The organism is Rhodoferax aquaticus (genome assembly GCF_006974105.1).
Classification (GTDB): Bacteria; Pseudomonadota; Gammaproteobacteria; order Burkholderiales; family Burkholderiaceae_C; genus Allorhodoferax; species Allorhodoferax aquaticus_A.
In genome coordinates, this window is sequence record NZ_CP036282.1 from 3361679 (window position 1) to 3386149 (window position 24471).

Sequence of the window (24471 nt, forward strand, 5' to 3'; positions counted from 1 at the left end):
AAGTGAGTCACAAAAAGAGTGGATTGGGGGCAAGCGGGTGGTCAGGCTGGGCGCTTAGAACGCCAATTGCGCAGATAGGTAGTAGCCGCTTTGCTTACGGTTGGCCGTGATGGCAGGCAGGATGCGGCCCAGATCTAGATAGGCCAAGGTCACCGAGGTGTGTTTGTTAGGGGCCCAGGCCACAAATAGGTCTTTCCAGTCGTCCTCGGCCAGGCCATCGGCCAAACCGGCGCTGCGACCCAAGGCCTCTAGGTTGTTGGGCTTGGCCCGGTACTCCGTGCCTATGGCCCAGTTTTTACTGAGCAGGTAGGCCACCGAGACTTCGGGCACCCAGCTGGCTTCGTTTTTGCCAGGGGCTTTGGAACCAAAACCTAGCAGGCCATTTTGGTTGGCGTTGGTGTAACGCAAGGTGCCGTTCACCAGCACGCTGCTGCCCAAAAATAGCTTGGTGGCGCTCACGTAATAGTCCGTGCCAGAGCTTTTGGTACCCAAAAAGGTGAAAACAGGGGCAATCGAGCCCGCACTCACCGACTTTTGCTCAACGCCCACCGCAATTTGGGGCATGAGTGAGTCGCTGTCGAGCACGGCATCACCCGCTACTTTCACTTTGATGCCCACCACGTCCATATTGACGTGTTGGCCCGCTTGCACGCTAAAGCCCAAGGCATTGAGCCCCGTGGCTACCGAGGCGTCAAAGTCTTGTCGGCTAAAGGAAAGCTCTACGCGGTCATACAGGCCCACCGTCAAACCTGCCGTGTTCAGCCCATAGTCTTGCGACGTGGCTCGGCTGGCATGTACGCTGGCGCCGATCTCGCCGGCGGTCGCGTTAGATCCAATCACCGCCCATGGGGTGAGCCCACCGCCCGCAGCGCCGTCTATAGAGCTCACCCCACCGGTGAGTAAGAGTTTTCCGGTATCGGCGAGCACCAAGCCGCTGCACAGGCCGGCCACTGCAAGCACCACCGCAGTACGAAATTGTTTCATTTTGTGAGTTCCCAAGGGTTGTTGAACAAGGCAGCGCGGCTACCTGGTGCAGGCAGCCAACAGGCCATTGGCCTTGCGCTTGTGGTGAATACGCAGGCCACGTGCAGCTGGATTCAACTATTTGGAAAAATATTTGCGCTACCCTTCGCCATCCGTTTGGGGGAGCCAGCATGAAGCCACATAAACACGCGTCCGTTGCAGCCGCTATCACTTTCGCCTTGGGCCTGTGCGCCCTGAGCCCGGCCGCACAGGCCTTGCAAATCACCAGTGTGTCGCCCCAGGGCGAGGTGGCCCGGGTGCGGCAGGTGGTGGCCAAGTTTGACGAGGCCGCCGTGAACTTTGGCGACCCCAAGGCCCCCGCGCCTTTGAGCTTGCAGTGCAGCGATGCGCAAGCCACCCAAGGCACAGGCCGCTGGACCAACGAGCGCGAATGGGTGTTTGACTTCGCCAATGACCTGCCCCCCGGTGTGCGCTGCACCTTGCAAGCCAAGGCAGGGTTCAAATCGGCCAAAGGCGCAGATCTGACGGGCGTAAGCAGCTATAAATTTAATAGTGGAGGCCCCTTTGTGCAGCGCGCCGTGCCTTACGCAGGCAGCGTGATTGACGAGGAGCAGTTCTTTGCCCTGCAACTCAACGGCCCCGCCACCCTGGCCAGCGTGCAAACCAATGTGTGGTGCGTGGCCGACGGCGTCGGAGAGCGCATCGCAGTGCGCATGATTGAGGGCAAAGAGCGCGAGGCCCTGCTCCAAGCCCAAGGCTTGGACACCCAGGCCAAAGCCTCACCGCTGAGTGTGGTCACGCTGGCGTGTAACCGGCGCTTGAGTGCGTCGGCCAAAGTGCAGCTCGTATTTGGCAAGGGTGTCACCACGCCGGACAAAGGCTCTGAAAAAGGTGTGCCCAACACGGTGGAAAAGCGCTTTGGCTTTACCGTGCGCGAGCCATTTGCAGCAAGCTTCAGCTGCGAGCGTGAAAACGCCCAAAGCGCCTGCCTGCCCATACGCCCCATGCGCCTGAGCTTTAACGCCCCGGTAGCGCGCAAACTGCTCGAAGGCATACGCCTGAACGGCCCCAAAGACAGCTACAAACCGCAGTTTGACCAAGACGAAGGCGATGGCGACGAAGTGGTGAGCCACGTGGGCTTTGCCACCTTGCTACCGGAACTCAGCAACTTCACGCTCACCTTGCCCAAAGACTTCAAAGACGCCTCCCAGCGCACGCTGCGCAACGCCGATAGCTTTCCGCTCAAAGTGGCCACAGGTGCCATGCCGCCACTGGCCAAGTTTGCAGCCGCCCCCTTTGGCATTGTGGAGCGCTTTGCCGAGCCCAATGGCGTGGCACTGCTGCCGGTGACCCTGCGCAACGTAGAAGCAGCCTTGAACATCAAAGGCCTGAACGCAGAACAAACCAAAGCTGCCAACACCAAAGCGCCCGTGGGCAAGGTGAGCACCGTGTCCCCCAGCAGTGATGCCGACATCATTGCGTGGTTTAGCAAAGTGCAACGCTACGAGGCAAGCTCCGTATCGCGCAGCCAAGCCGCGCGCGACGTGAAGCATGCGTTGCCTAAACCTTCCACTGAGTACGACCAGCACGATGTGCAAACCCGCATGTTGTCCCTCTTGCAGGGACAAAGCGGCGTCAAAACACTGGACCTGCCCAAGCCTGTGAGTAACGACCCCCGCCCCTTTGAGGTGGTGGGTATTCCTTTGAGCCCTGGCTTTCATGTGGTGGAGATTGCCTCGCAAAAGCTGGGCACGAGCTTGCTAGACGAGCGCTATGGCAATAGCCGCACCATGTACGTGCGCACCTCAGCATTGGTGACCAACTTGGGCGTGCACTTCAAACTAGGCCGTGAAAACGCCGTGGCCTGGGTGACCACCTTGGACAAGGGCACGCCCGTGGCCAATGCCGTGGTGCGGGTGTCCGACTGCCGTGGTGCCGAGCGTGCCACCGGCACCACCAACGCCCAAGGCGTGGCCACATTGACAGGTTTGTCGCCCCAAGCGCCCACCTGCAATGGTGAAAACGCCTACACCCAAGCCTACTTTGTGAGCGCCCGCGCGCCCCAACCTGCGGGCGACGGCAAAGGCACAGTGCAAGACATGGCCTTCACCTGGAGCGACTGGAACAAAGGCATTGAGCCTTGGCGCTTTAACCTGCCCACCAGCCGTGAGGTGCAGCCCGATGAGCGCGCCCACACCATCTTTGACCGCACGCTGCTGCGCGCTGGCGAAACCGTGTCGATGAAGCACCTGCTGCGCACCGAGACCTCCAAAGGCTTTGGTCTGGCAAAAGACCTGCCCAACGTGCTGCAGATAACCCATGTGGGCAGCGGCCAGCAGTACACCCAGGCCATCAACTGGCGCAAGACCGCCACGGGCGGGCAAAGTGCTGAAAACACCTTTGCCATACCGGCGGGTGCCAAGCTGGGCTTTTACGACGTCACACTGCGCGGCGTGAATGACAACCGCAGTTTCAGCACCGGGCAGTTCCGGGTGGAAGAGTTCCGCTTGCCGGTGTTGGAAGGCCGTGTCACACCAGCTGAGAAAAAGGCCTTGGTCAACATCAAAGCCTTGCCCGTGGATGTGCAGGTGAACTATGTGTCAGGTGGCCCTGCCGCACAACTGCCGGTGCGCGTGTCGGCCTTGGTCAGCAAAAAGTACCTGAGCTTTACCGACTTCAGCGAGTTCAGCTTTTCGCCACCGCGTGGCAACAATGACGCCACAGCAGAGAGCAATGAAGAGGCAGACGCAGGCAGCGACGCCCGCGTGATTGCCGACAAACTGCCCCTCACGCTAGACAAAAACGGCACTGGCAAGACCCAACTAACCCAAGTGCCCACCAGCCGCCAAGCCCAAGACCTGTTGCTAGAAGCCACCTACTCAGACCCCAATGGCGAGGTGCAAACCATACGCAGCACACAAACCTTGTGGCCTGCCGCCGTGGTAGCGGGCATCAAGACCGAGGGCTGGGTGTCTGCTAGCCAAAAAATCAAATTCCAAGCGCTGGCCCTGGACCTGTCTGGCAAGCCCCAAGAAGGCGTGTCTTTGGAGGTGAAGGCCACGGCGCGTATTACCACCACCACGCGCAAGCGCATGGTGGGCGGCTTCTACACCTACGACAACAAAACGTCCGTCAAAGAACTGGGCAGCGTGTGCTCCGGCAAGAGCGATTCACGTGGCTTGCTCTTGTGCGAAACCTCGCTCAACGAAGCAGGCGAAGTGGAGCTGGTTGCCACCGCCAAAGACAGCAGCGGCAACACCATCCAAGCCGCCAGCAGCGTGTATGTAACCAAACAGGGCGAACTCTGGTTTGGTGGCGAGAACCATGACCGCATCGACCTGCTGCCAGAGAAAAAGAGCTACCAACCGGGCGAGACCGCCAAGTTCCAAGTGCGCATGCCCTTCCGCTTTGCCACAGCACTGGTGGCGGTGGAACGCGAAGGCATTGTGCAAACCGAAGTGGTACAGCTCAACGGCCAAGACCCAACGATTAGCCTGAAGATTCAAGAAGGCTGGGGCCCCAATGTGTATGTGAGCGTGTTAGCCCTGCGTGGCCGCCTGCGCGAGGTGCCGTGGTACAGCTTTTTCACCTGGGGCTACAAGGCCCCGCGCGAGTGGTGGACCAGCTTTTGGTACGAGGGACGCGAGTACGTGGCTCCCACTGCGCTGGTGGACCTGAGCAAGCCCGCGTTCCGCCTAGGCGTGGCCGAAATCCGTGTGGGCACCAAGGCCCATGAGCTGTCAGTCAGTGTGAAAGCCGACAAAGAGAGCTACGCCGTGCGTAGCCAGGCCAAGGTCACGATTCAAGTGAAGCTGCCCAACGGCCAACCTGCAGCCAACGCCGAGGTCGCCCTGGCCGCGGTGGACCAAGCCCTGCTAGAACTCATGCCCAACAGCAGCTGGAACCTGCTAGATGCCATGTTGCAGCGCCGCAGCTGGGGTGTGGAAACATCCACCGCGCAAATGGAAATCATAGGCCGCAGGCACTACGGCCGCAAAGCCGTGGCACCCGGCGGTGGCGGTGGTCACAGCGGCGCGCGCGAGCTGCTGGAAACCCTGCTGCTGTGGAACCCCAGCGTGAAGCTAGATGCCAACGGCCAGGCCCAGGTGACCGTGCCGCTGAACGATGCGCTCACCACCTTCAAAATCGTGGCGGTGGCCGATGCTTCCACCGGCTTGTTCGGCACAGGATCTACCAGCATCCGCGCGACGCAAGACTTGCAGATCATCAGCGGCTTGCCGCCCTTGGTACGTGAAGACGACCAGTACCGCGCCCAACTGACCCTGCGCAACACCACCAAGCAGGCGATGAAAGTGGTGGTGACACCGCGCGCAACGCTATTGAATTTAGAGCAACAAACCATTGAACTACCTGCGGGAGAGGCCAAAGAGGTTGCATGGAACGTGACCGCCCCCGCCCAACTGGCACTCACACGCAATGAAGCCATACTCTGGGAGATCGAAGCCAAAGACACCATCAGCGGCGCACGTGACGCACTGAAGGCGCGCCAACGCATCATCCCTGCCGTGCCGCTCACCGTGCAGCAGGCTACCTTGGTTCAGGTAGATGGGCCATTCACCTTGGACGTGAATGCCCCCGCTGACGCCCTGCCCGGCCGTGGTGGCCTCAAGCTGGCGCTGCAGCCCAAACTGGCCGAAGGCATGCCCGGTGTACGTGACTGGTTCACCAGCTACCCGTTTATCTGCCTGGAGCAAAAGACCAGCAAGAGCGTGGGCCTGCGCGACGGCAAGCTGTGGCAAACCGTGGCGGCGCAAATCCCAAGCTACCTGGACAGCGACGGCCTGGCCAACTACTTCCCACCACGCGATGGTGAGGCCAACCGCGGCAGTGACACGCTGACCGCCTACCTGCTGGCCGCGACCCACGAGGCTGCCAGCATTGACCCGGCGTTTGCGCTGAGCGATGAAATCCGCGCACCCATGGAGCGCGGCCTGATCGCCTTTGTGGAAGGCCGCATCCAGCGCGAGTTCTGGAGCCCGCGCAAAGATTTGGACATGCGCAAGCTGGCCGCCATCGAAGCCCTGTCCCGCTACGGCAAGGCCCAGGGCCGCATGGTGAACAGCATCACCATCGCGCCCAACCAGTGGCCCACGCACGCGGTAATTGACTGGCTCAACATCTTGAAACGCGTGACTGATGTGCCCGAGCGTGACAAGCGCCTAGCGGAAGCAACGCAGGTTTTGCGCAGCCGCATCAGCTACCAGGGCACCAAAATGATCTTCAGCACCGAGAAGGACGACTACTGGTGGTGGCTGATGCAAAGCGGCGACGTGAACACCGCGCGCCTGATCTTGAGTGTGCTGGACGACCCCGCCTGGAAAGACGACATGGGCCGCCTGGCCAACGGCTTCATCAGCCGCCAGCAAAACGGCGCGTGGCACACCACCACTGCCAACCTATGGGGTGGCTTGGCGCTGGAGAAGTTCAGCGCCAAGTTTGAAGCGGTTCCGGTAGCCGGCAGCACCAAGGCATCCATGAGCACGGGTGCGGCGAGTGTGGACTGGAGCAAGGTGGAACGCGTCAAGACCACCGACGCATCCGGCGCTGCACACCAGACCACATGGTTTGGCGCACCTGCGTCGCCGGGTAACCTGAAGAACAACACCATGTTTCTGCCGTGGAGCAAAACTGCGGCCAAAGACACGCTGAGCGTGACCCACCAAGGCGCAGGCAAGCCCTGGCTCACACTGCAGTCGGTAGCGGCAGTTCAACTGAAGGCACCTTTCTTTGCGGGCTACCAGATCAAGAAAACCATCACCCCCGTAGAGCAGGCCAACAAGGGCCTGCCCGCTGGCAGCTACACACGCGGTGACGTGCTGCGCATCAGCATCGAAGTGAACGCCAGCGCCGACATGACCTGGGTCGCCATCACCGACCCCGTGCCCGGCGGTGCCACCATTCTTGGTAGTGGTTTAGGTCGTGATTCCGAGATCGCCACGCAGGGCGAGAAACGCGAAGGCTACGGCTGGGCCGCATTTGAAGAGCGCAGCTTCGAGTCCTTCCGCAGCTACTACGAGTACCTGCCCAAAGGCGTGGTGAAGATGGAATACACCATTCGCCTGAACAACGTGGGCGAGTTCTCGCTGCCCCCCTCACGCGTGGAAGCAATGTATGCGCCGGAGATGTTTGGGGAAGCGCCGAATATGCGGGTGAAGGTGCAGGCGGCGAAGTGATGACAAAAATCGAAATGACCCATAGCAATGGAAGACTGCTGCGACTATCCGCTGGCTTTAGTTGGCTAGGATTTCTGACACCGCAACTATGGGCCATGTTGAATGCACATTGGCGGATCTGGGCGATAAGCCTTGTCCCTGTCTTGCTTGCAAGAGTGACCGGTGGGTTACAAGAGTATTGCGATCAAAGTGGCAAAGGGGCGACCAATACGTGTGATCTACCTATGGACGGTGTTGCCATCTGCGCAGTGCTTTTGCAAGTCGCTCTTATGGGGATTTGTGGGTTTCGAGGCAATGCCATGCTTATGCAGGACGCTTTGAAGCGTGGTTATGTGCACACCAACGTAGCGCGCCCGGAACAGGATCCAAACACTCTCTGATCCCGCATTCCAGGATGTAAATGAGCGGGCAGTGCAAGAGATTCGTCGAGCAAAGCTTCAACTCAACTAGCTAAGCTTAATGCCCACTGGATCGGCCTTGACTCACCATGGCCGCGCGGTTGAAAACTGCTGCTTTGCCGAACTGCCACGCATAAACGACAAAGGCGCTCAAGAGCGCCTTTGTCGTTTGGGGAAGAGATGCACACAGCGCGAACGCCGTGTGCATGTGGGCTTAAGCCTGCTGAATGCCCGCCAGCACCCAGCCGTGGTTGCCCGTGATGGGTTTGGTCATGTGCCAGATTTCGTTGAAGTTTTCATCTGGCTCGCCACTGTGGTCACGGATGACGCCGGTGAAGCGCACGCTCACCAAATAGCGATCAGCGTCTTCATCCACTTCAATCACGTTCGCGTTGATGCTGACCACTTCGGTCTTTTGGGTGGCGGTGCCGCGCTCTGCCAGATCCATCTTCAACTCAGCAAACATTTCAGGGCTGGTGAATTGGCGGATGTCGTCCAAGTTGCCTGCGTCGTTGGCCGCTTGCAAACGGATGAAGTTGACCTTGGCGTTGCGTTCAAAAGCCGCGCTATCAAAGCCCGCTGGCAGTGGTTTAGCAGCCGCTGTAGAAGCCGCTAAGCCGGAACCAATCGCAGAGCCGATAACGCTGCCGTTAGATTGCGCAGGCATAGAGACCTTGTACGCAGGTGTGTTGTGGTCCACGTTTGCGCCTTGGGGTGCGCTACCGCCAATGGTGGCGTACTGCATACCTGCCGGTGCCGCACCATTGCCTTGCTTGGCTGCAGCGCGTTTGCGCAAGAAGAAGCCCACGGCCACCATGATGGCCGCTGCGAGCAAGCCCATCATAACCATAGAGGCCAATTCATCGCCAAAGCCAAAGTGAGACGCCAAAGCGGCCAAACCCAAACCAGCAGCCAAGCCAGCTACGGGGCCCATCCATGAAGAACGGGAAGGAGCTGCAGCGGCAGGCGCGGCTGCGCCTGCTTGGTTGGTCGCTGCGGGCGCTTTGTCCTGGGTGGCTTGGCGCTGGGTACCCATGGACTTGCCTGAGCCCACACGCTTAGCCGCCTCCGCTTCGGTCACCACAGAGGAGAGGCCAAACGCAAAGAGCATGGCCAGAATTAAAAAGACTTTGTTCATAAAAATGCTCCTAATGAAATGAACTAACGGGGCCAAGAATAGATGCCAATTAAGTTCACAAAAACCAGCATTTATTTGATTTAAACTTCGTAATTAACGAAGTATTTGGATGACCACACGAGCATTTGGATTTCAAGACTTGGTCCGCAGACGGCGGCGGCGCTTCGTATTTACGCTTAACCGCCAGCTCACCTTGACCAGCACATAACCAACGGCGGCACCCACCGTCGCGAAGATGCCCATGCCCAGCACGGTGGGCCAGCCATATTGCGCAAACCAAGACAACACTTCTGCCCCAGTTCTCGGCGGCTCCAACATCGGAGCGCCCAGAAAAAAGGCGCCAATTTGGTAAGCAAGCCATAGCCAAAACCCGATCGTGAGGGGGTTGGTGACCATGGTCATCGCGGTGGCTACCGGAATATTGGCGCGCCACCAAGCGCAATGCGCCGTCGCCGCGACAAACTGCCCGACGGGAATGACAAACGCCCAAAACGTACCCACCGCGACGCCACGCGCCACCGATTCATGCTGCATGCGCCACAGCTGAGGGTGCATGACTTTCCCGGCTACTGGCTTGAGCCAGGCATGCTGAGCAAGCGACTCGCGCGTGGGCAGCGAGGCACGCACACGCTCGAACCAGTGTGAGAAGGACGGTGTCATCGAGAGATCCAATTGCCGGCAATGTAATAGGGTGATGCTCCCGTTTTCATAGCTAGGTGAGAAGCAGGAATATGCGCGTAAATGGTCTCGTTTTTGCGAACAGTGATTCCACTTGTTTCAGATAAAAATTGCGTCCTCAGTGCCGCAGCCCATTGCGCTGCCCCGCACTTATTTCTAGAAAGCGTTTATGCAAACAATTGCTCCCCTGTGGCTTTGGGCCACATTTATAGGCATCGTGCTGGTGTCGCTCTTCGTTGACTTTGTGGTGCTCAAAAAGCAAGGCGCGCACGACATTGGCGTGAAAGAAGCCTTGAATTGGTCCTTGGTTTGGATTGCCTTGAGCTTCTTGTTCAATGGCTTGTTCTGGTGGGCTGTGAAAGACAGCACCGGCTCTGTCGAAATGGCGAACACCAAGTCGCTCGAATTTTTAACCGGCTACTTGATTGAGAAGTCGCTCGCCGTTGACAACATTTTTGTGTTCCTGCTGATCTTTACCTACTTTGCCGTGCCAACGCACTACCAAAAGCGGGTGTTGATGATTGGCATCATCGGTGCCATTGTGTTGCGTACCATCATGATTTTGGTGGGCGGCTGGTTGCTGGCCGAGTTCCATTGGATCTTGTATGTGTTTGGCGCGTTCCTCATCATCACCGGTGTGAAGATGTGGTGGGCTGCAGGTCAAGAACCGAGTTTGGACGACAACCCTGCCCTCAAACTGCTGCGCAAGATTTTGCCTGTGAGTAAAAACTTCGATGGCGAAAAGTTTTGGACCATGGAGAACGGCCGGAAGATTGCCACCCCCTTGTTCATGGTCATCTGCTTGGTGGCACTGACGGACGTCATTTTTGCGGTGGACTCGATTCCCGCGATCTTTGCGATCACCAGTGACCCGTTCATTGTGTTGACCAGCAACGTGTTTGCGATATTGGGTCTGCGCGCCATGTACTTCTTGCTGGCCGCTGTGGCCAACAAGTTCCACCTGTTGAACTACGGCCTGGCAGTGATTCTGGTGTTCATTGGTACCAAGATGACGCTGATCGACATCTACAAGATCCCGGTTGCGGTCTCTTTGGGTGTAGTAGTTGGTATCTTGGCCATCACCATGTTGCTCAGTCTGCGTACTGCCAAGAAGTAACGCTAAAGGCCTAACCCACTGGTTGCAGCAAGCGCTGCACCAGTGGGTGCAGCACTTTTTTCTCGGTGCCAATAGCGAAAAAGTGGTCCGCAACCCCTTCGCATGTACCTATGCGCTCTACGGCAAAGTGAGCAATCAGGTCGTCATGCACCCACTCTGCGGCTGGGAACACGCCCATTCCGCTTGAGCCAAAGGTTTTGAGCAAGGCGCTGTCCTCAAACTCCCCAACAATACGCGGACGAATGGCACGGTTTTCGAACCAGTTGTCTAGGCGGTCACGCACGGCGGTATGCGAGGTTGGCAGCAACACTGGCAACTCTGCAAGGCACTCCGGAAAATTCTCTTTGGCCCGAGCGGCCAACTCTGGGGCGGCATACCACGCAACTGCGGTGGAGCCCATGGCATGGCTGTAGAGCTTGATGTTGGGGTTGCTAGGCGCGGGGCGGTCCGACAGCACCACATCTAGCCGGTGCAAGGCCAAGTCGCCCAGCAAGTCATCAAACTCGCCTTCGTGACACAGCAAACGCAAATTGGGCTCTGCTATCACAGGGTACAGAAGCCGGTGGACGACCAGTTTGGGCAGTCCGTCAGAAACGCCCACGGCCAATCGCACCGCAGGCGAGCTGACGGCGTCACGAACGATACCTGGCAAACGTTCACCCAGTTGGAAAATGTGGTCTGCCTGCTGCATGGCGGCCACGCCCGCGTCCGTCAACACCAAGCCACGCCCGGCAGGCTTGAGCAGGGCGTAACCCAAGGCACGCTCCAGTTCGCGAACCTGTGCGCTCACGGTTTGCACCGCCATATCCAACTTGTCCGCTGCCTTGGAAATGCCGCCCTCTTTGGCAACAACCCAGAAGTAATAGAGGTGCTTGTAGTTGAAGGTGGTGCTCATGTGCTTTTTTAGGAATGTTGGTAACGAATTATCTGCTTTTCCAGAAGCAGCCCACTGGTTACTGTGAGGGCTCTTCAACCTTATGGAGTCATTGGAATGCAGATCATTTTTGAATCCCGCGATGCGGACGGTGCGGACATGCGGGAGGCATCCATCGCGCGTGTTCAGTTTGCGCTGCGACGGCTGCAAGGCGTGGTGCCGCGCGCGAAGGTTCAATTTTCAGATGTCAACGGCCCACGCGGTGGCGTCGACAAGCGGTGCCAAGTGGAGCTTATCGCTGAGGGTAGTGAGCATGTGGTGATTGCTTCCTTGGCGCGGGACTGGCGCACCGCCTTGGACCGCTCTTTGAGTCGGGCCACGCGCACGCTGACCCGAAGCCTGCAAAAGCGCCAAAAGCCTGAGCGCGGTCGCATGGCAAGAGACACGCTCGGCATCTCCAGCTCTGCGTCGCCAACACAGAACCTCACCAACCATTGACTGAAAGCCAAACTGCCATGAAGTGCCCTACCTGCCCTGACTCAACCTTGGTGATGTCCGATCGCCAAGGCGTAGAAATTGACTATTGCCCCGCCTGCCGCGGCATTTGGCTAGACCGAGGAGAGCTCGACAAATTGCTGGACAAAGCAGCCGCTACGGCCCCTGCTGCAAGCCCTCGCGCAGCCCCTACGGCTCCTAGCCATAGACAGCCGGATTTTGAAGACTCTGACTATGGCAAGAGCTACAACAAAGGCTACAGCCAGCATGGACGTAAAAAATCGTGGCTCAGCGAGATTTTTGACTAGCTATCAACACCATCCACCCGCTCATGGCGCAGGCCATGCAGCATGGCGTGGATACAGCGGCTGGCGTCTTGCAAGCCTTCTGCCATCAGGGCTTCATCGCTGGGCAAAGACTCCATAGCGCCGTACAGCGCGCCCAGAATGATGCACGCCAACCTTGACGCATCATGTCTTTCAAAAATGCCATGCGCTTGCAAGGCCGAGATGCTGAGTTGCATGGCACCCAAGCCTTGGCGCTTGCGGATATCGCCCCACTGTTGGGGCCCCAACACAGCAGGAGCATCCACCAGCATCAAACGGCGCAACTGGGAATTCGCGCCGGCTTGCAATACGGTGGCAATAGAGGCCAGAAACCCGTCCCAAGGGGAAGCACCACTGGCCATGACGGTGGCATTTGCCTGTGCAGCGGCTCGCACCAACTGGGCGTCCAACTGCTCAACGACTGCGGCAAACAATCCCTTCTTGTCTCCGTAGTGGTGGTACAGGGCTCCCGCCGTGACCTGCGCTTGTGCGCAAATGGCACCTACAGAAGCCTTCTCAAAGCCATGCTCACTGAACCAATGCAAAGCGGCTGACTCCAGCGCGGCCTGGGTATTGCTGCCATTTTCTTTGCGGCCATCGCGTTTCGCGGGGAAGTGGGTCACGTTCTTGTGGGGTGATGCTGTGACAAAAATTGTAGCCCTGCGCAAAGCAGCTTTACAAACATAACGTGATTATGTATTCTACAGATCCCGCACTCAACAGCCCCCATCGCTAGACCCCAAATGCACCTCATCGCCCAAATCCTCATTGCACTGGTGTGCCTGATCCACATCTACATTTTTTTGTTGGAGACCGTGCTCTTCAAATCACGGGGAGCCAAGGTGTTTGGCATCCCTAAGGCGGAGATTGCGTCGCGGGCTGTGGCTATGTCTAACCAAGGTTGCTACAACGGCTTTTTGGCAGCGGCCCTGTTGCTGGGTTTGGTCTACCCTGACCCGGCCATCGCCAAAGCGTTTGCCTATTTCGGTTTGGCCTGTGTGGCGGTGGCGGGGGTATGGGGTGCCGTCACGGTCATGGTGCGCATTCTCTACATCCAAACCGTACCTGCGATGCTGGGCTTGGCGGCTTTGGCGCTGCTGTAAGCCGGTACGCCCACGCAGGCCTTGCGTGGGCTTTTGCACCCGCAGTGACTACACCAGCTTGGCCAAAGCGGCCGGCGAAAAGCTAGACAACTCTGCCGTACGCCCGTCGCGCACTTTCAGCGCCCAATCGGGGTCGCTAATCAGCGCGCGCCCCACGGCCACCAAATCAAAATCACCTCGGTCAAAACGACGCAGCAGTTCGTCCAGCGACGCTGGTTGAGAACTTTCACCGCCAAAGGCAGCAATGAACTCACCGCTCAAACCCACCGAACCCACGGTGATGGTCGGCCGGCCCGTGAGCTTCTTGGCCCAGCCCGCAAAGTTCAAGTCTGAGCCTTCGAACTCAGGTTCCCAGAAACGGCGTTGCGAACAGTGAAAGATGTCGGCCCCCGCGTCTGCCAGGGGTTGCAGCCACGCGGCCATCTCATCCGGTGATTGGGCGATGCGGGCTGCGTAGTCTTGCTGCTTCCATTGCGAGAGGCGAATGATGACCGGGTAGTCAGGCCCCACCTCGGCACGCACCGCTTTCAGAATGTCTGCGGCAAAGCGACCCCGTGCCACCAAGTCACCGCCGTATTGGTCGGTGCGCACATTGGTACCCGCCCAAAAGAACTGGTCGATCAAGTAGCCGTGGGCACCATGCAACTCAATGCAGTCAAACCCCAAGCGTTTGGCGGCTCCAGCAGCTTTGGCAAACGCGGCAATCGTGTCGGCAATGGCGCTGTCCGCCATGGGCTCGCCAAACTGTTTACCGGGGCGCGACAGGCCAGACGGTGAGTCCACAGGCGGCGGCGCTGTCCACGTGGTGCGCGGGTTGCGCGCTGCACCTACGTGCCAAAGCTGGGGTGCCATCACGCCACCGGCCTGGTGCACGGTGTTGATGACGTTTTGCCATGCGCCTAGAGCAGCATCGCCCCAAAAGTGAGGAACATCAGGGTCATTGGCTGCAGACGGACGCTCTACCACCGTGCCTTCAGAAACAATCAAACCCACTGCGGCGGCGGCGCGCTTACGGTAATACTCACTCACGTCCGGGGTGGGCACACCACCGGGCGAGAAGGACCGTGTCATGGGTGCCATGACAATGCGGTTGGCAAGCGTGAGGCCTTTGAGTGTGAAGGGCTGGAACAAGGGTGCTGCGTTGGACATGGATGCGTGAGCCAAGAGTTGCGGACCAAACCAGTTTACGTGCATCCACAGCCGCGCCACCGTGCGCAGCGTCACCAAGGCTACAGCGTGGGACGCATGCCTAGCGGGCCAGCCAGCCCCACGTACACTTCAGGTGCAATTGGCCCATCGCCCACCCACCACCATGCCAACCACCCACCTTGCCAAGGTATTCCCTGCACGGACTGCACGCTGCTCGCCCACGCCTATCGGCCAGCGCGATGGCGCAGAAGCGGTGTTTTCCTTGGCAGGTGGCACCACAGCCAGATAGGAGCAGCGGTGCCACGGCTTTTGCACACAGTGTTCAGTGTCCCGCACGTGCGCACAAGGCACATTGCTATTGCTTTAGTAGCTGCTTGCGCATATTCCACGGGCGTAGCGGCCACTTTTGGTGAGATAAAAGCCGCCTACACACCTTCAGACACCCTCATTCTGGACCGTCAAGGTGCTGTGCTGCACCGCTTGCGCACCAACCCCACCGTGCGCAAGGGGCAGTGGGTGGCGCTGGCCGATGTATCCCCTGCCCTGCGCACGGCCTTGGTGCTGTCTGAGGACAAGCGCTTTTATGCCCACAGTGGCGTGGACTGGCGCGCCGTATCAGCCGCCGCATGGGGCAATCTATGGAACACCAAAACCCGGGGCGCGTCGACCCTCACCATGCAGCTGGCGGGCTTGCTGGACGAAGACCTTAAGCGCAATAGCGGCGGGCGCAGCGTGGTGCAAAAGCTGGGGCAAGCGGTGTCGGCCCAGTGGCTGGAACGCGATTGGCGCAAAGACCAAATTTTGGAGGCCTACCTGAACCTGGTGCCCCTCAAGGGCGAGCTGGTAGGCATTGACGCCGTGAGCCAAACCCTGTTTGGCAAAGCTGCGCACGCCCTGGACAACCGAGAAGCCGCCGTCACCGCTGCCTTGGTGCGCGCACCCAATGCCAAAGCAGCCCAAGTCACGCAGCGCGCTTGCGCCGTGCTGCAAAGCCTGGAGGCCCATGCCGACTGCGAGGCGCTGGACTTGTTTGTGAGCGGCGCCTTGCAACGCAAGGCTTTTGACACCAGCGAAGGCATAGCCCCCCACTGGGCGCGCTATGTGGTGCGCGAAACCCAGCGGGCGGCACAGCTACCAAGCGCGTCGCCCGGCAGCACCCAGCCCGCAGAGCTACCTGCCAGCATTCGCACCACGGTGCACGCGCCGCTGCAGCGCTTTGCGGTGCAAACGCTGCAAACCCACTTGCGCGAGCTGCGCCAGCGCCATGTGGAAGACGCCGCATTGGTGGTGCTGGACAACGCCAGTGGTGAGGTGTTGGCCTGGGTGGGTTCATCTGGCGAACTCAGCGGTGCGCCCGATGTGGACTTGGTGACCGCGCTGCGCCAACCCGGCTCCACGCTCAAGCCGTTTTTGTACGGCCAAGCCATCGCCGAGCGGCGCATCACGGCGGCCTCTTTGCTGGAAGACTCGGGCACCCAAATTCAAACGGCGAGCGGCTTATACATCCCCCAAAACTACGACCACCAGTTCAAGGGATGGGTGTCGGCGCGCACGGCCTTGGCCGCGTCCTTGAACGTACCCGCCGTGCGCACCTTGTTCATGGTGTCACCCGACAGTTTCCACAAGCAATTGGTGCGACTGGGCTTGCCGCTCAAAGAGTCTGGCGATTTTTATGGCTACAGCTTGGCCTTAGGCAGTGCCGAGGTGCCGCTCTTGCACCTTGCCAACGCCTACCGCGCACTCGCACAGCAAGGTCGCTTGAGCCCCATACGCTGGAGGGCGGGTGATCGCACGGCGCCCAGCACCAGCCAGGCCTTAGACGCGGGCGCGGCCTTCATCGTGGGTGATATCTTGAGTGACCCATTGGCGCGGGCCCGCACCTTTGGTACCGACAGCGTGCTGTCCACGCGGTATTGGAGCGCTGTCAAAACCGGCACCAGCAAAGACATGCGCGACAACTGGGCGCTGGGCTACTCCGCACGCTACACCGTGGGGGTGTGGGTGGGCAACGCCAGCGGTGCCCCCATGTGGGATGTGAGTGGCACCACGGGTGCTGCGCCCCTCTGGGCCGCAGTGATGAACTACCTGCACAAAACGCAAAGCAGCCGCGCCCCACAAGCCCCGGCAGGCGTAGCGCAAGTGCCCGTCAAGTTCAACGCAACCGCTAGCTCCAGCAGCCTTGCCACAGCAGCCGAAGCGCCGCGCCAAGAGTGGTTTATGAACGGCACACAGCAAACCACATTCACTACAGATTTAATAGCTACTCGCGCTTTATCCATGGGCGCAAGTGGCCAAAAAGACCCAGGTTTTCCAAGCAACGCCTCCAAGCAAGCCACGGCTGGCACCGGACGCATCACCGCCCCCACCACGGGCACCATCATTGCGCTCGACCCGGACATTCCGCCTAAGAACCAGCGCCTGACCTTTACCGCCGAGGGCAGCCAACTGCGCTGGCAAATGGACGGAAAAGTGTTCGCCAAAGGCAACACCGCACAGTGGCTCCCATGGCCGGGGCGGCATGTGGTGCGCATCGTCAACAGCAAAGACGACGTGCTGGATGAGGTCAAGCTCGAGGTGCGTGGCGCAGGCGTGAAATAGGCAGCTAGCAGACGGCATACAACCTCTGCTTGGTGGGCTTGCGCATGGTGTTCGGCCTAGACGCAGTGCTCTTGGCCAAATTGTGCCGATGGCTCCGCACTAAAGCGCGGCCGCCAGACCCAGACGACCCGTGCACCCCCTGAGGGCAAACACGTTTACACCGATTCACCCAAAACAAAAGCGCAAGGCGGCCCGCTCGCAGCAAAGCTGCTATCGTGCCCATCGCCCACACGCCCTTGGGCTTGACCACTTGCTTTTGGAGCCGCCCCCATGCGACACACCTTGCTTGCGCTAGCCCACCGCCACCGACTCAACCGCAGCCAAACCCAGGCCCTGCTGCAAGAGGCCGGGCTGAGTCAGGAGCCAGACGGCGTGGCCGTGTGGCTACCCCGTGGCGTGGCCGTGCTGGCCGCTGCCCTCCTGGGCTTGGGTTTGGTGATGTGGATAGCTGCCAACTGGGACACCATGGGCCGCGCGGGGCACTTTGTGCTGTTGCAAGGCTTGGTCGCGCTTAGCGCAGTGGGCGCTGCTTGCATACCCAAGGTGCGTGCGCCCCTGGGCTTGCTTGCCTTGCTAGGCATAGGCGGCCTGTTTGCCTACTTTGGGCAAACCTACCAAACGGGCGCTGATCCCTGGCAGCTGTTTGCACTGTGGGCCGCACTGGCCTTGCCGCTGTGCGTAGGTGCCCGTTCGGACGTGCTCTGGGTGCCATGGACTGTCGTGGTGCTGACCGCTGTAGCGCTGTGGACCCACACCTACGGCGGCCACCGCTGGCGCGTGGACCCAGACCTGCTCACGGTCCATCTGCTGGCGTGGACAGCCACCTTGGTCGTGGTCGCCGCCTTGAGCAGCAGGTGGGCACATTTCACTGGCGCGGGCGTGTGGGGCTTTCGCACAGCCTGCACGCTGAGCGTCATCGCCATCACACTCACCGCTGTAGGCGGTTTGTTTCACGAGACCTTGGCAGGGCAATACCCCGCAGGCTTGCTGGTGCTAGGTCTAGGGGCAGCATGGCTGGCGCGGCCCAAGCACTTTGACATCGTTGCTCTGAGCGCCCTGGCCTTAGGTGTGAACGCTTTGCTGGTGAGTGGACTGGTGCGCTATCTGAGTGAAGGCGCAGGCTCTGACTGGATCGCGCGCTTCATGGTGGTGGGCCTGTTTGCCGCAGGCTTGTTGGCGGCCTCTGTGAGTGGGATATTGACGCTCTCCAAACGCCGTGCGCCACGCACAGAAGGCACTTCCGTATGAACACCGCCGCACACACAAGTTTGCAAAAAGCCATTGACGCAGGCGTGCTGCCAGCCCATGCCACCTTGGATGACACCCACAGCCGCCCTTGGCCGGTGGTTTTACTCACTGCGCTAGGCGCTTGGTTTGCAGCCATTCCCCTGCTTATTGCCGTTGGCTTGCTCTTAGGCGACGTGCTACTGCGTGGCGCGAGCCCCTATGTGGTGGGCGCCTTGGTCTTGGCGGCAGCGGTGGTGGTGATGCGGGCCACAGAGCTACCAATCTTCGTGGAGCAATTGGCAGTGCCCGCGCTGTGGGTGGGCGCGGGCTGCCTAGGGTTTGGAGCCTACCGCGATTTGAGCGACGTGCTGGCCCCGGGCTTGCTGCTGCTGATAACGCTGGGCGTGGCGTGGGCCATCGACAAAGCTTGGCTGCGGGTCATTTTGGGTGCCACTGCAGCAAGCTTGCTGGCCACTGTGCTGCTCAAGAGCTGGCACTGGGAGCAGCGGCACACCGCCGCGCTCTTGGTTCTGCATGGCTTGCTGGCCTTGTGGCTGCTGGCGCTGTGGCTCCAAGAGCGCCAGCCCCGCGCAGCAGCTTGGATAGAAGCCATGGGCACGGGTTGGCTGCTCACAACGCTAGTGGGTCTGTGCGCCTTGGCGGGCAAAACCTTTTTGCTGGGTGCGGCCCTCGGGAGCAACGAAGTGGGTGAAGTCGTCGGCTGGCTGATGGATGACGAACGCGGCAGCTGGCAGGCCAACGCAATGCAACTGGGCGGATGCACGCTCGTCCTAGCCGGTGCCTGCGTTGGAGCCTTGGCCTGGCCATCGCTACGCAAGCCCTTGCCACTGCTCGTGGTGGGCGTGGTCGCGGTGCTGGCGTGGTTCATGCCCGTCTTGGGCGCAGTGATGCTGGCGCTCATGGTCACCGCCTCCACCCAGCGCTGGCGTCTAGCGGCTGCCTGCGGCGTAGCGGCCTGCTGGGTCCTCGGCGGTTTTTACTACCAGCTGCAATGGCCCTTGGCCCACAAGGCCTTGCTGCTGGCGGCCATGGGTGCAGGTTTGGGCGTAGCGACTTGGTGGGCCCAAGCGCCGAGCGCCATCCAAACGCCCGCCCAACACGCTGAACCGCTGTGGCGCACACCTCAAGCCCTGAGCCTGCTGGCTGGCGGCTTGCTCACCGTCTTGGTTGCCAATGGTGCTATCTGGCAAAAAGAAGGCTTGATCGCGAATGGCACCCGCATGTACGTGGCCTTGCAACCCGTAGACCCACGCTCCTTGATGCAGGGCGACTACATGCAATTGCGCTTTGTATCGCTGGACAGCACCCAACTCCCTGTGCTGGACAACATGACGGGACACCGGCCAACGCTACTGGCAACTTTGGATGCACGCGGCGTTGCAACCCTGAAAGGTGTACACACAAGCACCGTGCCCTTGCAGCCGAACGAACAGTTGGTTCAACTCACGCCCAAAGACGGCCAGTGGGTTTTGGTGACTGACGCGTGGTTCTTCAAGGAAGGCCAAGCGGCGCGCTGGCAAGCGGCCAAGTTTGGGGAGTTCAGGGTGCTTCCCGATGGGCGCGCCTTGTTAGTGGGCTTAGCTGACGGCTTGCTGCGCCCCATCCACGCCGATATGCCCTAAAGCAGTTCCCACACGCATTAAGGTATCGGTCTAGCACCACTTCTAGGTGCATTGCATCCAGCGCCTGCAGCGAACACACCCGTGCCTTGGTGCTAAAGTTACGCCGTCTTGCCTGCGATGTCCTAGCAAATCGAAGTTGGAGCAACCACCATGTTGACTGGCCCTCTGCGATCCCATGTGCGCGCTGTGTGCGCTATGGCTGCGACACTGTGGGCTTGCTCCGTTGGGGCTGCAGACCTCATTCTTCTACCTCCGCCAGAGTCCGCACTGGACAAGCGCAGCGAGTACTCCGAGCAGCTTTTGAAGCTAGTGCTGAAGAAAACAGAAGCCAAATACGGCAAGGCTGATATTGCCTATGGCCCAGCCATGTCGCGCGATCGGCTCTTACGCGAACTGGAGCGAGGTGAGTTGGTGCAAGTGGCCGACGCACCCACCCGTCCCGACTTTGAAGACAAACTCTTGGTGGTGCGCTTTCCGTTGCGAAAGGGCTTGCTCGGCTACCGATTGCTGCTGATCGATGCAAAGGACAAAGAAAAGTTTGCCAACATCGAGTCGGTAGAGGCACTCAAGGCTTTGCGGGGTGGCACGGGTACGCAATGGGCCATCACGCGAGTCATGGATCAAGCAGGCTTTCTTACCGCCAAAGACAATGACTACGAGAGCTTGTTTCGCCGCCTGGGATTGGGCCAGTTCGACTACTTTGCCCGCGGGGTCACCGAAGTGTTTGACGAATTGGAGGCGCGCAAGCACCAGCTCCCCAACATCGTGATCGAGAGCACCTTGGCCTTGTATGTGCCGCTGCCCACCTACTTTTTTGTCTCGCCCACCAAGCCGGCCTTGGCGAGCCGAATTAGCCAGGGCCTAGAAGCCATTCAAAAAGACGGTTCGTTTGAAAAGCTGTTTCAGGAATACCACGGCGAAGACATCAAGCGCGCCAACCTGACAGGTCGGCGCATTTTTGCGATGGATAACCCCCTGTTGTCGCCCCTCACGCCTCTGGACCGCAAAGGGCTGTGGCTCCATTTCAAACACTGAGCCACGCCTGGTGCTTTCAGCGCTTGAAGCGCGCTTGCGCCACCTGGTCGGCAACCACGCTGGTTGAAACCGCCTCGCGGCCTGCACGCGCAAACACCTCGGCCAAGGTGTCGCCAATTTCGCGCACATGGGCCTCGACATCCGACTCCGGTTTGCCCAAGTATTCGTAGCAAACTTTGATGATGCCGCCCGCGTTGATGACAAAGTCAGGCGCGTACAAAACGCCTTTCTGACGCAGCATTTCGCCAACATCGGCGGTCGCCAATTGGTTGTTGGCCGCACCAGCCACGATACGGGCTTTGAGGCGTGCAATCGTGTTGGCATTGAGCGTGGCACCCAGTGCGCACGGCGCATAAATGTCGGCCTGTACGTCGTAAATTGCATCCACATCCACCACAGTCGCAGCCAGCTCGTGGCGGGCGCGTTCCAGTGCCTGCGTTTCAATGTCAGCCACAACCAGTTTGGCACCTGCAGCATGCAAACGGCGCGCGTAGTCATAGCCCACATGGCCCAAGCCCTGCACGGCCACGGTCAATCCCTCCAAACTGTCTCGGCCTAAGTGGTGCTTCACGGCGGCTTGTGCCCCCACAAAACACCCCAGCGCTGTATAGGGAGACGGGTCACCGTTGTCTCCTAAACCCGCCACATAGCGGGTTTTGGTGGCCACGTGGGCCATGTCTTGGGGGCTGGTGCCTACGTCTTCGGCGGTGACATAACGCCCGCCCAAGCGCTCTAAGGCCTCGCCCAGTGCTTCAAACAGCGCAGGGGTTTTGTCGGTTTTGGGGTTGCCAATGATCACGCTCTTGCCACCGCCAATTGGCAGGCCGGCAACCGCGTTTTTGTAAGTCATGCCGCGCGAAAGGCGCAAAACATCGTTGACAGCCAGCGCTTCACTGGCGTAGTCCCACATACGGCAGCCGCCCATCGCGGGGCCTAAGGTGGTGTTGTGAATGGCAATGATGCCTTTGAGACCCGACTTGGCCTCGGAGACAAACACCACTTGCTCGTGGTTGTCAAAATTGAGTTCATTGAAGATGAAAGCGCTCATGCTGGTAGCTCCGCGCGGAAAACAAACACGCATCCGGGTAGAACGGCGCTGCATTTCCACTTTGTTTTTGGTTAAAAGTAGGTGGCAAAAGGTGTGGCGCTTGCAAAGGGTAGCTGCAAAGCGCCACGGGTAGTGAGGGTGTCACTGCGTCCGAGTATAGAGCAGTGCCATGTGCACCGCCCTGAAAGTTCCCGCCAGCGCTGCGCGCTTCATCAAGCTTTCATATGCAGGGTTTACAAGGTACAAGAAGCTGAAACTGCACGCCATTTCACCCTCGCAGGGTTGCTTGAAAGGTTCTTTTTAACTTTTTTGCTGCACTGCAGCAAATAATGCTTGCAAGTCTGCTTTAAGTGCCTACAATCGCGTTTATGCTGCACTGCAACATAAATCCGGAAACGGTGATTGCTGGGCTCATCTAGTTTCATTAACCTTGGAGATTGAAATGACCTACACCGCCGAACAAATCATTGCTTCTAACAAAGCCAACGCACAAGCTTTCGAAGAACTGACCACCAACGCCTACGCTGGCTTTGAAAAGCTGGTCGAGCTGAACATGACCACATCCAAGACTCTCTTGGGCGAAACATTCAGCCACTTCCAGTCCGTACTGGGTGCCAAAGACGCACAAGAATTCTTGGCCCTGCAAGCCGGTTTGCTGCAACCTACTGCTGAGAAATCAGTGGCTTACGGCCGCCACGTGTACTCCATCGCCACAGAGTCTGGCGCCGAGTTCACCAAGGCGGTAGAAGCCAAAATCGCTGAAGCGCAAACAGAATTTGGCGCTGTGGTGGAAAACCTCGCCAAGAACGCACCTGCTGGCACTGAAACCGCTGTCGCTGCTTTCAAGAGCGCCATCAGCGCCAGCCAAAGCGCTGTTGAAACCGCGCAAAAGTCTGCCCGCCAAGCCGTGAAAGCGGTAGAAGCCAACATCACAGCCGCAACCAACCAAGCGGTTGACGTGGCGACCAAAGTTGCCAAAAAGCGTTAATCTTCAAAAGCTAATCGCTTCATAGAAAACGGCACCCTCGGGTGCCGTTTTGCATTTGATTCGAAGTGTGGTCGAAAGCGCAGATGAGTTCTCGTGCTCCAGTGCTTCCCAGGCCCCATGGCTTCGCAACAATAGAAGCCCCTGTATCGGAACTGGACACCCACACCCAACAGAATGCCGCGTTGGTCTAGCCAGCCAGTGCGGCTGCCAGGTCTCTCAAGGCGGCCACGGCCCCTGCTCTGTAAATTAATTCACGCCCTCCCCGCCAGTTTTCACGCAGCGACCGCGCGGGTTTGCGTACTATCTGGGGCACAACTAGGAGCGCTTGATGCCCGTGATCACAACTATTGAAGACCTGCGCGTGCTTGCGCAAAAGCGCGTACCGCGCATGTTTTACGACTATGCCGACTCCGGCTCATGGACCGAAGGCACCTACCGCGCCAACAGTGCAGACTTCCAGACCATCAAGCTGCGCCAGCGCGTTGCGGTCAACATGGAAAACCGCAGCACCCGCACCACCCTGATTGGCCAAGACGTCGCCATGCCCGTGGCCATTGCGCCGGTAGGGCTCACCGGCATGCAGCATGCCGATGGAGAGATCCACGCCGCCCGCGCTGCTGAAAAGTTTGGCATTCCGTTCACCTTGTCGACCATGAGCATTTGCTCGATTGAAGACATTGCCGAGCACACCAGCGCCCCCTTTTGGTTTCAGCTCTACATGATGCGCGACCGCGAAGCCATGGCCCGCATGATTGAGCGCGCGCGCACCGCCAAGTGCAGTGCCTTGGTCCTTACGCTAGACCTGCAAGTTATTGGTCAGCGCCACAAAGACCTCAAAAACGGCCTCACCGCCCCCCCCCGCCCCACGCTCACCAACATCATCAACCTCATGACCAAGCCCCGCTGGTGTTTAGGCATGGCTGGCACCAAGCGCCACACCTTTCGCAATTTGGTGGGCCATGTCAAAGGTGTGAGCGATATGCGTTCCCTAGCGGCGTGGACCAATGAGCAGTTCGATCCCCGGCTGTCCTGGGCCGATGTTGCTTGGGTCAAGGAGCAATGGGGCGGCAAGCTCATTCTCAAAGGCATCATGGATGTGCAAGACGCTGAACTCGCAGTCGCCAGCGGTGCGGATGCGATTGTGGTCAGCAACCACGGCGGACGCCAGTTGGACGGCGCGCCCTCCAGCATTTCCGCACTGCCTGCCATCGTGCAGGCCGTGGGCTCACGCATCGAGGTCTGGATGGACGGTGGCATACGTTCAGGCCAAGATGTGCTCAAGGCACGTGCCTTGGGCGCACGCGGCACCATGATTGGCAGGGCCTTTGTCTATGGCCTGGGCGCCATGGGTGAAGCGGGCGTGACCAAGGCTTTGCAGATCATCCATAAAGAACTGGACGTGACCATGGCCTTCACAGGCCACACCCGCATTGACACGGTCGACAGCAGCATCTTGCTGCCGGGCAGCTTCTAAGC

General features: G+C 59.4%; 20 protein-coding genes. 13 read left to right on the forward strand and 7 right to left on the reverse strand.

What is annotated here, in order from left to right; translation table 11 throughout:
• Window positions 1-54: 54 nt before the first annotated feature.
• Window positions 55-984, reverse strand: a complete 930-nt coding sequence (locus tag EXZ61_RS15495; RefSeq protein ID WP_142812620.1) for a DUF3034 family protein — start codon at window positions 982-984, stop codon at window positions 55-57.
• Window positions 985-1154: 170 nt separating this feature from the next.
• On the opposite strand from EXZ61_RS15495, the gene EXZ61_RS15500 reads away from it, so the two are divergent.
• Both EXZ61_RS15500 and EXZ61_RS15505 read left to right on the forward strand, forming a co-directional pair.
• Window positions 1155-7178 carry an alpha-2-macroglobulin family protein gene (locus EXZ61_RS15500; protein WP_142812621.1) on the forward strand — a complete coding sequence of 2008 codons (6024 nt, stop codon included), beginning with the start codon at window positions 1155-1157 and terminating at the stop codon, window positions 7176-7178.
• Window positions 7178-7558 (forward strand): hypothetical protein, encoded by a 381-nt coding sequence (locus EXZ61_RS15505; protein ID WP_142812622.1) that lies wholly within the window; start codon window positions 7178-7180, stop codon window positions 7556-7558. Before EXZ61_RS15500 ends, EXZ61_RS15505 begins: the two co-directional genes overlap by 1 nt.
• Before the next feature lie 232 nt (window positions 7559-7790).
• Here EXZ61_RS15505 and EXZ61_RS15510 read toward each other — a convergent pair whose 3' ends face one another.
• On the reverse strand, window positions 7791-8714 hold the full coding sequence (locus tag EXZ61_RS15510; protein ID WP_142812623.1) for a Tim44 domain-containing protein: 924 nt from the start codon (window positions 8712-8714) through the stop codon (window positions 7791-7793).
• Window positions 8715-8846: 132 nt separating this feature from the next.
• The gene (locus EXZ61_RS15515) at window positions 8847-9374 is read right to left on the reverse strand and encodes a DUF2062 domain-containing protein (RefSeq protein ID WP_142812624.1); all 528 of its coding nucleotides are present in this window, start codon (window positions 9372-9374) and stop codon (window positions 8847-8849) included.
• A 187-nt stretch (window positions 9375-9561) separates the two neighbouring features.
• Between EXZ61_RS15515 and EXZ61_RS15520 the strand changes: the two genes are divergently transcribed.
• On the forward strand, window positions 9562-10509 hold the full coding sequence (locus tag EXZ61_RS15520; protein ID WP_142812625.1) for a TerC family protein: 948 nt from the start codon (window positions 9562-9564) through the stop codon (window positions 10507-10509).
• A 10-nt stretch (window positions 10510-10519) separates the two neighbouring features.
• Here EXZ61_RS15520 and EXZ61_RS15525 read toward each other — a convergent pair whose 3' ends face one another.
• Window positions 10520-11404: a LysR family transcriptional regulator gene (locus EXZ61_RS15525; protein WP_142812626.1), complete on the reverse strand. Its 885-nt coding sequence runs from the start codon at window positions 11402-11404 to the stop codon at window positions 10520-10522.
• 96 nt (window positions 11405-11500) lie between these two features.
• Between EXZ61_RS15525 and EXZ61_RS15530 the strand changes: the two genes are divergently transcribed.
• The gene (locus EXZ61_RS15530; protein ID WP_142812627.1) at window positions 11501-11881 is read left to right on the forward strand and encodes an HPF/RaiA family ribosome-associated protein; all 381 of its coding nucleotides are present in this window, start codon (window positions 11501-11503) and stop codon (window positions 11879-11881) included.
• Window positions 11882-11898: 17 nt separating this feature from the next.
• On the forward strand, window positions 11899-12186 hold the full coding sequence (locus tag EXZ61_RS15535) for a TFIIB-type zinc ribbon-containing protein (RefSeq protein WP_142812628.1): 288 nt from the start codon (window positions 11899-11901) through the stop codon (window positions 12184-12186).
• On the opposite strand, the gene EXZ61_RS15540 is transcribed toward EXZ61_RS15535, so the two are convergent.
• A complete protein-coding gene (locus EXZ61_RS15540) occupies window positions 12183-12827 on the reverse strand; it encodes a TetR/AcrR family transcriptional regulator (protein ID WP_168224786.1) in 645 nt (214 codons plus the stop codon). The genes EXZ61_RS15535 and EXZ61_RS15540 overlap by 4 nt on opposite strands.
• Before the next feature lie 120 nt (window positions 12828-12947).
• Between EXZ61_RS15540 and EXZ61_RS15545 the strand changes: the two genes are divergently transcribed.
• A complete protein-coding gene (locus tag EXZ61_RS15545; protein WP_142812630.1) occupies window positions 12948-13307 on the forward strand; it encodes a DUF1304 domain-containing protein in 360 nt (119 codons plus the stop codon).
• A 48-nt stretch (window positions 13308-13355) separates the two neighbouring features.
• Here the strand turns inward: EXZ61_RS15545 and EXZ61_RS15550 are convergent, their stop codons facing one another.
• The gene (locus EXZ61_RS15550; protein ID WP_142812631.1) at window positions 13356-14456 is read right to left on the reverse strand and encodes an NADH:flavin oxidoreductase; all 1101 of its coding nucleotides are present in this window, start codon (window positions 14454-14456) and stop codon (window positions 13356-13358) included.
• A gap of 163 nt (window positions 14457-14619) precedes the next feature.
• On the opposite strand from EXZ61_RS15550, the gene EXZ61_RS22410 reads away from it, so the two are divergent.
• From EXZ61_RS22410 to EXZ61_RS15570, 5 genes are all read left to right on the forward strand, one after another.
• On the forward strand, window positions 14620-14745 hold the full coding sequence (locus EXZ61_RS22410; RefSeq protein WP_281063806.1) for a hypothetical protein: 126 nt from the start codon (window positions 14620-14622) through the stop codon (window positions 14743-14745).
• Window positions 14746-14792: 47 nt separating this feature from the next.
• Window positions 14793-17054, forward strand: coding sequence for a penicillin-binding protein 1C (pbpC, locus tag EXZ61_RS15555; protein WP_237218979.1), 2262 nt, complete (start codon window positions 14793-14795; stop codon window positions 17052-17054).
• A 270-nt stretch (window positions 17055-17324) separates the two neighbouring features.
• Window positions 17325-18302 carry a DUF2157 domain-containing protein gene (locus EXZ61_RS15560; protein WP_142812632.1) on the forward strand — a complete coding sequence of 326 codons (978 nt, stop codon included), beginning with the start codon at window positions 17325-17327 and terminating at the stop codon, window positions 18300-18302.
• Window positions 18299-19924 carry a GDYXXLXY domain-containing protein gene (locus EXZ61_RS15565; protein WP_142812633.1) on the forward strand — a complete coding sequence of 542 codons (1626 nt, stop codon included), beginning with the start codon at window positions 18299-18301 and terminating at the stop codon, window positions 19922-19924. The genes EXZ61_RS15560 and EXZ61_RS15565 overlap by 4 nt, the downstream gene beginning before the upstream one ends.
• Window positions 19925-20074: 150 nt before the next feature.
• A complete protein-coding gene (locus EXZ61_RS15570; RefSeq protein ID WP_142812634.1) occupies window positions 20075-20959 on the forward strand; it encodes a type 2 periplasmic-binding domain-containing protein in 885 nt (294 codons plus the stop codon).
• Between the two features lie 16 nt (window positions 20960-20975).
• Here EXZ61_RS15570 and EXZ61_RS15575 read toward each other — a convergent pair whose 3' ends face one another.
• Complete coding sequence (locus tag EXZ61_RS15575; RefSeq protein WP_142812635.1) at window positions 20976-22007, reverse strand: Glu/Leu/Phe/Val family dehydrogenase; 1032 nt, start codon at window positions 22005-22007, stop codon at window positions 20976-20978.
• Between the two features lie 442 nt (window positions 22008-22449).
• On the opposite strand from EXZ61_RS15575, the gene EXZ61_RS15580 reads away from it, so the two are divergent.
• Window positions 22450-22995, forward strand: coding sequence for a phasin family protein (locus EXZ61_RS15580; protein WP_142812636.1), 546 nt, complete (start codon window positions 22450-22452; stop codon window positions 22993-22995).
• A gap of 328 nt (window positions 22996-23323) precedes the next feature.
• Complete coding sequence (locus EXZ61_RS15585; protein ID WP_142812637.1) at window positions 23324-24469, forward strand: alpha-hydroxy acid oxidase; 1146 nt, start codon at window positions 23324-23326, stop codon at window positions 24467-24469.
• Window positions 24470-24471 lie beyond the last annotated feature (2 nt).

Bases quoted from the DNA above. Each gene is read 5' to 3' on its own strand.
- EXZ61_RS15510 (WP_142812623.1), bottom strand. From the start codon at position 8,714: ATGAACAAAGTCTTTTTAATTCTGGCCATGCTCTTTGCGTTTGGCCTC.
- EXZ61_RS15495 (WP_142812620.1), bottom strand. From the start codon at position 984: ATGAAACAATTTCGTACTGCGGTGGTGCTTGCAGTGGCCGGCCTGTGC.
- EXZ61_RS15525 (WP_142812626.1), bottom strand. From the start codon at position 11,404: ATGAGCACCACCTTCAACTACAAGCACCTCTATTACTTCTGGGTTGTT.
- EXZ61_RS15575 (WP_142812635.1), bottom strand. From the start codon at position 22,007: ATGAGCGCTTTCATCTTCAATGAACTCAATTTTGACAACCACGAGCAA.
- EXZ61_RS15565 (WP_142812633.1), top strand. From the start codon at position 18,299: ATGAACACCGCCGCACACACAAGTTTGCAAAAAGCCATTGACGCAGGC.
- EXZ61_RS15530 (WP_142812627.1), top strand. From the start codon at position 11,501: ATGCAGATCATTTTTGAATCCCGCGATGCGGACGGTGCGGACATGCGG.
- EXZ61_RS15535 (WP_142812628.1), top strand. From the start codon at position 11,899: ATGAAGTGCCCTACCTGCCCTGACTCAACCTTGGTGATGTCCGATCGC.
- EXZ61_RS15545 (WP_142812630.1), top strand. From the start codon at position 12,948: ATGCACCTCATCGCCCAAATCCTCATTGCACTGGTGTGCCTGATCCAC.
- EXZ61_RS15570 (WP_142812634.1), top strand. From the start codon at position 20,075: ATGTTGACTGGCCCTCTGCGATCCCATGTGCGCGCTGTGTGCGCTATG.
- EXZ61_RS15580 (WP_142812636.1), top strand. From the start codon at position 22,450: ATGACCTACACCGCCGAACAAATCATTGCTTCTAACAAAGCCAACGCA.
- EXZ61_RS15550 (WP_142812631.1), bottom strand. From the start codon at position 14,456: ATGTCCAACGCAGCACCCTTGTTCCAGCCCTTCACACTCAAAGGCCTC.
- EXZ61_RS22410 (WP_281063806.1), top strand. From the start codon at position 14,620: ATGCCAACCACCCACCTTGCCAAGGTATTCCCTGCACGGACTGCACGC.
- EXZ61_RS15585 (WP_142812637.1), top strand. From the start codon at position 23,324: ATGCCCGTGATCACAACTATTGAAGACCTGCGCGTGCTTGCGCAAAAG.
- EXZ61_RS15520 (WP_142812625.1), top strand. From the start codon at position 9,562: ATGCAAACAATTGCTCCCCTGTGGCTTTGGGCCACATTTATAGGCATC.
- EXZ61_RS15505 (WP_142812622.1), top strand. From the start codon at position 7,178: ATGACAAAAATCGAAATGACCCATAGCAATGGAAGACTGCTGCGACTA.
- EXZ61_RS15500 (WP_142812621.1), top strand. From the start codon at position 1,155: ATGAAGCCACATAAACACGCGTCCGTTGCAGCCGCTATCACTTTCGCC.
- EXZ61_RS15515 (WP_142812624.1), bottom strand. From the start codon at position 9,374: ATGACACCGTCCTTCTCACACTGGTTCGAGCGTGTGCGTGCCTCGCTG.
- EXZ61_RS15560 (WP_142812632.1), top strand. From the start codon at position 17,325: ATGCGACACACCTTGCTTGCGCTAGCCCACCGCCACCGACTCAACCGC.